General features: G+C 40.5%; 7 protein-coding genes. 6 read left to right on the top strand and 1 reads right to left on the bottom strand.

All coding sequences use genetic code 11. The annotated features are described in order from the left end of the window. Positions 1–111 precede the first annotated feature (111 nt). The 6 genes from E0D70_RS17825 to umuD all read left to right on the top strand — a co-directional run bounded on the left by E0D70_RS17825 (position 112) and on the right by umuD (position 4950). Positions 112–273 (top strand): IclR family transcriptional regulator domain-containing protein, encoded by a 162-nt coding sequence (locus E0D70_RS17825; protein WP_133013528.1) that lies wholly within the window; start codon positions 112–114, stop codon positions 271–273. A 78-nt stretch (positions 274–351) separates the two neighbouring features. Then, positions 352–1239 (top strand): 2-dehydro-3-deoxygalactonokinase, encoded by an 888-nt coding sequence (locus tag E0D70_RS17375; RefSeq protein WP_133013526.1) that lies wholly within the window; start codon positions 352–354, stop codon positions 1237–1239. A 135-nt stretch (positions 1240–1374) separates the two neighbouring features. Next, positions 1375–2322, top strand: coding sequence for a Bug family tripartite tricarboxylate transporter substrate binding protein (locus E0D70_RS17370; RefSeq protein WP_133013525.1), 948 nt, complete (start codon positions 1375–1377; stop codon positions 2320–2322). A 52-nt stretch (positions 2323–2374) separates the two neighbouring features. Then, entirely contained in the window at positions 2375–2827 is a 453-nt protein-coding gene (locus E0D70_RS17365) for a tripartite tricarboxylate transporter TctB family protein (RefSeq protein ID WP_133013524.1), read from the top strand. A gap of 8 nt (positions 2828–2835) precedes the next feature. Next, positions 2836–4302, top strand: a complete 1467-nt coding sequence (locus tag E0D70_RS17360) for a tripartite tricarboxylate transporter permease (protein WP_133013523.1) — start codon at positions 2836–2838, stop codon at positions 4300–4302. A gap of 168 nt (positions 4303–4470) precedes the next feature. Beyond that, a complete protein-coding gene (gene umuD / locus E0D70_RS17355) occupies positions 4471–4950 on the top strand; it encodes a translesion error-prone DNA polymerase V autoproteolytic subunit (protein ID WP_476703414.1) in 480 nt (159 codons plus the stop codon). A 221-nt stretch (positions 4951–5171) separates the two neighbouring features. Here umuD and E0D70_RS17350 read toward each other — a convergent pair whose 3' ends face one another. Beyond that, the gene (locus E0D70_RS17350) at positions 5172–6173 is read right to left on the bottom strand and encodes an ABC transporter substrate-binding protein (RefSeq protein ID WP_133013522.1); all 1002 of its coding nucleotides are present in this window, start codon (positions 6171–6173) and stop codon (positions 5172–5174) included. Positions 6174–6339 lie beyond the last annotated feature (166 nt).

Raw genomic sequence — 6339 nt, 5'->3', positions numbered from 1 at the left:
GACGAATAAACAATCGCCCAAGAAAGTGTCTAGGGTTCAAGCAACCAGCTATGATTTTCAAGGAATTATGCTTGGTTGCTTGAAATGAAAAGTGTCGCACTTCGGACTTGAATTCAGGGGTGTGTCGCCGTACCTGTAAGAAATAAGTATGGGAATATAATCGCGGCAATTTCTATTACAAGTATTAAAGAATATATGCCTCTTGAAAGAATGAATGAGTTAATACCAATTTTAAAAAAATTCAGTGATAATATTTCAAAAAGTATTAACTAAATTGCAGATTAATTTTTTCTTATTAAATGTAATGCATATGTGTATGAAGACATGCTCGATCAATTCAGGATTAATTAAATGAAACAAGCTAGCTGGTTAATTGTTGATTGGGGCACAACTAATTTTCGTGCTTTTGCTATTGATGAACTTGGTAATGTTGTTGCTAAAATCGAAAAGCCTATGGGCTTACTGCAAGTGAAAGATGGTGAATTTGCTTCCGCATTAGAATCTGTCTTAACGGTGTGGCTTAGTCATTATCAAACATTGCCTATCTTTATGGCAGGCATGGTTGGGTCTGCTCAAGGCTGGGTGCCAGTACCTTATGAATATGTGCCGGTTGATTTGAATGATATAGCAAGTAAAAGTATTCAGTTTACTTTGCCGTGGGGGGCTCAAGCCACTATTGTGCCTGGTTTATGTGAGGCATTAAGTAATGGTTCTTTCGATGTGATGAGAGGAGAAGAAGTTCAGCTTCTCGGTCTTCAGAGCTTGGTCACAGAGCCGGATTTTACCGCCGTTTTACCGGGTACACACAGTAAACATGTCAACGTAAAGAAACGAAAAATAGAGTCTTTTAAGACCTATATGACCGGTGAGTTTTTTTCTATTTTATCTAAACATTCAATCATTGGAATGGCTTTACCCAACCAGGAATGCTCACAGGCTTCATTCATCAAAGGGGTATCGAGTGATCTTGGCCCAGAATTGATGAATACCGTTTTTTCAGCTAGAACCTTAAGGTTATTCGACAAAATAAAAGAAACAGAAGTATTAGAGTATTTATCCGGACTTCTTATTGGCAATGAACTTAGCCGCCTTGGTTCTGAGAAAATATATATTGTCGGCAATGTTTTGCTTTCTGATAGGTACCAATCTGCATGTCATGCTTTAAATTTGAAGTGTGAGGTTGTAGATGGTGAATTGGCCTTTTTAGAAGGTATGAAGAAAATAAAGGAGCACTTTTAAAAGGACAGTTATGGTTTTGTATTAAGAGGAACCATATTTACCTCTGGTTATCACTAATGGGAGCTAGAGGCCGAGTTAAGAAATTTGTTAAAACGTACCAAGAACCTAAATATAAAAACACAAAAGGTATTAAAAATGAAAAATAAAATAAAAACGTTGATCGTTTCTTCTTTAATTGCCGCGGGGATGTCTTCACTAGCACACAGCGCTGAAAATTATCCTGATAGCCCAGTACGCATTATTGTGCCTTATTCTGCTGGTGGTGGTTCGGATAGCGTCAGTCGAGCTCTTGCTGAAGCGTTAAAACCTGAATTTCCAAAAGGCATTGCGGTAGAAAATAGAACCGGTGGAGCAGGTTCCGTTGGTATGTCCTACGGTATGCACGCTAAGCCAAATGGTGAAACCATCACTATGGTGGCGCCAGAGCTTGTTATGCTGCCACATTCAGGTAATGGCGGCGACATTGATTATAAGAAATTCACTCCTTTAGCGATTGTAAACTCAGGTTATGCTGCGATTACCGTTCCAGCAGATTCTCCTTATAAAACACTCGGCGATTTGATTAAAGCGGCGAAAAGTAAAAACCTATTATTTGGTAACTCTGGTACCGGCTCCATTTGGCATCTAGCGGGTGTGGGTATGGAAAAAGCCGCAGGCGTTCAATTTACTCATATTCCATTTAAAGGTTCTTCAGCAGCCATTACGTCATTACTTGGTAATCATTTAGACGCTGTTTCGGTTTCTTATGCCGAGGTAGCTTCACAAGTGAAAGCTGGGTTGTTGAGAACGCTTGTCGTATTAGCACCAAAAAGATTGGCGGATGCACCTAATATTCCTACAGCCAAAGAGCTTGGTTTCGATGTAGCGATTGGTACGTGGCGCGGGTATTGTGTTCCGGTTGGAACACCTGACTACATTGTCAACTACTTGACCGATGCCATTCTAAAAGCAGCAAACTCTGCAGAGTTTAAGTCATTTATGGCCGTGTCTAATAACGATGTTGATATTATTGGGCCAAAAGAGTTCCAAGAAAAACTTGATCGCGAAAATAAATTCTACAAAGAATTAATTTCTACCCTTTAACATAAACCGCACTGGTTATTAATGAATAATCAGTGCGCTTTAAGGAGATGTAATGAAGAAGGGTGATGTTTATTTAGCTTTGATGTTTGCCATTTTAGCTTTGGTTTTTGGCAAGTTAAGCCTTGATTTGTATAGTGGTGGCCGTTCAGGTGTCGGAGCAAGTCAATGGCCCCTTATGATTTGTATCGTTATCCTGATTGGTTCAATTTTGGTTTTTATTAACTATTTCCGAAATGGACAGGCTAGCGTTAAAGCGAAAGGTTTTTTAAGCCGTGATGAGAAGCGAGTGGCTATTTCGATTCTTACTCTTATTCTGTATTTTTTCAGCGTGATGTATGTTGGTTTCTTTGTTTCAAGTTTGGCTATGTTGTTTGTGCTTATAACTTATTACGGAAACTTTAAATGGTATATCAGTCTTATCTGCGCATTGTTGATAGCAAGCACTGTCTATTTTGTTTTTAGCTATCTCCTTAATGTGTCATTCAAATTTGGCGTTTTGTTCTAGGTGTCCTTATGATTATTGACGCATTACTTTTGGCTCTACAACCCTCGGTTTTATTGTATATGTTCCTTGGCGTTGCCGGGGGCATTTTTATAGGCTGTCTTCCTGGGCTAACCACCACTATGGGGGTTGCGCTTGTTCTTCCGCTCACATTCGGAATGGATGCAACGCACAGTATACTTTTGCTTATCGGCGTGTATGTTGGGGCAGTTTATGGCGGGTCGATCTCTGCGATTCTGCTTAATACCCCCGGCACACCTGCTTCTGCAGCAACCGCGATAGATGGTCATGCTATGGCTGCTCGTGGCGAGGCTGGAAGGGCATTAGGGATTTCAACCATCAGTTCTTTTCTAGGTGGCATAATTAGTTGTTTTTTCCTTATCCTGATTTCGCCTTATCTGGCAAAGTTCGCCCTTAAATTCAGTGCCCCTGAGTTTTTCATGTTGGCGGTTTTCGGCTTATGCATTATTTCTAGTATTTCGGGGCGGTCGGTTTTAATTGGTTTGTTATGTGGTGCTTTTGGGGTGCTCATTGCGACCATAGGCATTGATGATATTTCAGGTGTGGCTAGATTCACCTTTGGCAATATGAATTTATTTAGCGGTGTGAACTTCATTCCAGTGATGATTGGTTTATTTGCTATGAGCCAAGCATTTGTCTCTGTTGAAGATATGATGAAAAAACAATCTGACGCAAAAAAAATCACTCAAGCTTTGCCCCATAAAGAAGATTGGCGGGTTATTTTTAAAAACAGCGCAATTTTTGGATCATTAGGTACTTTTATAGGCAGTGTTCCTGGTGTTGGTGCCGATATCGCTTCGTTTATTGCGTATGGTCAGTCAAAGGGACTTTCAAAAAATGGCGATAAGTATGGTACTGGTGTACCTGAGGCGATCTCTGCACCAGAAGCTGCTAATAATGGCGTAACGGGTGGGGCGCTTATTCCTATGTTAACTCTCGGTGTACCGGGAGACGCTGTTGCTGCAATTATGATAGGCGCATTAACGGTTCAGGGGTTACAGCCAGGACCACTATTGTTTCAAAATAATACCGCTATAGTGTACGCCATCTTTATTGGTTTTTTTGTCGCTAATATCTTTATGGTTTGTATTGGTTTAAGCAGTGTTCGCTTGTTTACACGCGTGTTAAGTGTGCCTAAAGCGGTATTAACTCCCATCATTTTCTTATTGTGTTTTGTGGGTTCGTATTCATTAGCCAATAATTTCTTCGATGTGATTGTGATGTTTGTTTTTGGTGTGTTTGGATACTTTCTGAAAAAAATAGGCGTATCTCCTTCACCCATAATTTTAGGCTTAATTTTAGGCCCAATGGCAGAGAGCAATTTCAGAAGGGCGTTACTTATGTCGCGAGGAGAATATGATACTTTTTTCTCGACAGGCATCAGCTGGTTCTTCTTTGTTCTTATTGTGGCATCCCTTTTATTTCCCGTGTTTAAGAAACTCACTAAAAAGAAATAGACTTATGTCGTAGTCAGTAGTTACTGGTTACGACAGGTCACTTCATCGCTAAAGTTGGCGTTGCCGGTGCACTTTTGAGTGAAAGATAGACAGCAATGAATAAATATATACACCTCTCAACGTAAAGCAAAAATACCAATAGCCTTTCTTTTTTTCTGGCCCTATACTGTGAAAATATACAGTCTAGGGCTAGGTGTTATGCGAGTTTCTTATCTTGGTGTGACTGAATCTGCAGCGTTTATTTCTGCAAACAGTGTCTGCATTCCTCTTTATGGTCAATCTGTTAGTGCTGAGCTTCCATCATCAGCTCAAGACCTTGTTGAGCGAACCTTAGGAGTGAATGAATTTTGTACTGCTCACTCAGCGTCTACTTATTTTGTCCGTGCTCAAGACGATTCGATGATTGAAGCGGGTATATATTTTGGTGATGTATTGCTGGTGGATAAATCCCTAATTGCTCGTCACGGTGATATTGTTATTGCCTGGATTTTGGGTGAGATGACGGTCAAAATATTGGAGCTTAAGCCTGATGTGCTGTTGAGGCCAAAGAATAAGGCATATCCTGCTATTGCAGCTTCAGAAGGCGCTGAATTAGAAACATTTGGCGTTGTGACGAGCGTTATTAAGAAAGATGAGCGAAGTCAGTGAGATTTTTTCTTAAGCTTTAATATCCATCGCCTATGTTTTTTCTAATCATGACGGCAATCATAAAACAGCTTAGACCTGTTATTTCTCAGCAAAAGTGAGGATGAGGCTTACACCAAATGGATTTTGGATTGTATGCTTGAGAGCCTAAAAAAGCCCAAATCACTGGCCTATCAAAAGCAGTAATTTGGGCTTATCCGATTTACTTGGTCGCAATAGATTATTTAGGATTCAAGCGCTTTTTCTACTTTAGAGGCAGCGTCTTTAGAGATCCATTTTTGCCAAATTTCAGGGTATGTGTTTAAAAAGTAATACATTGCTGTTTCTTCGTCTGCTTGATTCTCTTCCATCCAAGCAAGTATCTTGCTCATATCATGATTGGTAAAGCCACGATGTTGGAAATATTGATAAGCTAGCGGCTCTTTCTTGGCAAAAGATTCTGTGGTGACGGTGTACACAGGAGCAGGCGGATACATGGTGACTTTTGGTGTCAGACAATCAGGCTGAGTTGTGCAGTTGCGATATTCTTTCTCATCGACACCGCTTCCAAAGTCGACTTTAACCATATCGTATTTACCTAGCACAGGCGTCGGTGACCAGTAGTAACCAAACCAAGGCTGTTTACGGTCGTAAGCTTTAGCAAGCGTCCCAGCAAGTCCTGCACCAGAACCTGGATCAATCATTTCAAAACCATGTTGACCTAGCTTAAGCGCGTTGAAAAGATGTTCTGAAGTGATTTGGCACGTCCAACCAGCGGGGCAGCCATAAAAAGCGTATTTAGTTTCACTCTCTGGATCTACAAATAAACTAGCGTGCTTGATAACGCCTTGTATTGTCGCCATTTCAGGGTATTTTTTAACTAAATAAGCGGGAACCCAAAAGCCTTCCTCGCCACCATCTACCAAAGATTTTCCTGCATAACGTAGGCGTTTTTCAGCAACGCCTTTATCCAGTGCTTCTTTTATTCCGTTTGTCCAAAGTTCTGGGGCAATATCTGGTTGGCCTTTTTCAATCATGGAAATACCTGTTGGAACGCTATCGCCAGGTATTAACTCTGCATCACAATTGTAGCCATTATTCAAAATAAATTGATCCACATGGGCCATGAGGCTTGCGGAATTCCAGTTCATATCAGCTATGGTGAATGAACCACAACTAGCTGCACTGGCATTAGCTGAGAAAGCTGATACCAATAAAACTGGTAACATTGAAGGCAATATCTTCATGAGACTGGATTCCTTAGTGATTGTCAGAATCTCTAATTATATACACCTAAATTCAGATAATAAGTGCGACACTGCAAATCAGGTGTAGAAGAAGCCAACTGCTGAAGTTGATACACTTCTTCTTACCACAGATAAAGCAGTACCAACATGAATTATCAGCAGTTGA

Origin of the sequence: Marinomonas flavescens (genome assembly GCF_004352835.1) — a bacterium.
GTDB classification, from domain to species: domain Bacteria; phylum Pseudomonadota; class Gammaproteobacteria; order Pseudomonadales; family Marinomonadaceae; genus Marinomonas; species Marinomonas flavescens.
The sequence above is the reverse complement of the archived record's forward strand: the minus strand, read 5'-3'. Positions and strand labels throughout refer to the sequence as shown.